Source organism: Streptomyces carpinensis, assembly GCF_002154505.1.
GTDB classification, from domain to species: Bacteria; Actinomycetota; Actinomycetes; order Streptomycetales; family Streptomycetaceae; genus Streptomyces; species Streptomyces carpinensis.
In genome coordinates this window covers 1-781 of the sequence record NZ_MUBM01000738.1, presented here as the reverse complement: position 1 = coordinate 781, position 781 = coordinate 1, and the positions used below count along the sequence as shown (strand labels likewise).

Sequence of the window (781 nt, the reverse complement as noted above, 5' to 3'; positions counted from 1 at the left end):
GCGCTCGGGGTGCCAGGGGGCGTGGAAGACCCAGTTCTCCTTGTTGTCGACCGGGAGCAGGGCGCCGTCGGCGTCCGGGTGGGTGAGGTAGCAGCAGATGAAGCGGCGGTCACCGACGACGTCGCCGAGGAGCTTGGAGCGGAAGGTGACGCTGACGTTGGCGAAGAGGTCGCCGGGGCCGGTCTGGCCGATGCCGAGGGCTTGGCGGACCGGGCTGCGCGGGCCGTCGGCGGCGACCAGGTAGTCGGCGCGGACCGTGTAGCGCTCGTCGGTGGTGCGGTCCCGTACGACCGCGGTGACCGCCTCGCCGTCCTGTTCGAAGCTCTCCATCTCGTGGGAGTAGCGCAGGTCGCCGGGGCCGAGCGCGCGTGCGCCCTCCAGCAGTACGGGTTCCAGGTCGTTCTGGCTGCACAGGCACCAGCCGGTGGGACTGAACTTCGAGATGCCGCCGCCGGGGTCGATGTGCTTGAACAGCCATTCGCCGGCGTCTCCGACGAGGGTCGGGGTCTGCAGGATGCCGTGGTTGTCGGCGAGGAGCGATGCGGCGGTCTTGATGGCCGGTTCGATGCCGGCCACCCGGTACAGCTCCATCGTCCGTACGTTGTTGCCGCGTCCGCGTGGGTGGATGGAGGTGCCGGAGTGCCGTTCGACGAGCATGTGCGGCACACCGAGGCGGCCGAGGAACAGCGAGGTGGACAGGCCCACGAGGGAGCCGCCGACGATGAGGACCGGTACCCGGTGGTCGGCTTCTTGGTGCATCGATGCCTCCAGGGCGGGGGTG

General features: G+C 70.0%; 1 protein-coding gene. It reads right to left on the bottom strand.

What is annotated here, in order from left to right:
* On the bottom strand, positions 1–759 hold a 759-nt coding region (locus tag BZY54_RS48445), incomplete at its 3' end, for an FAD-dependent monooxygenase (protein WP_208641006.1).
* Positions 760–781: the final 22 nt, after the last annotated feature.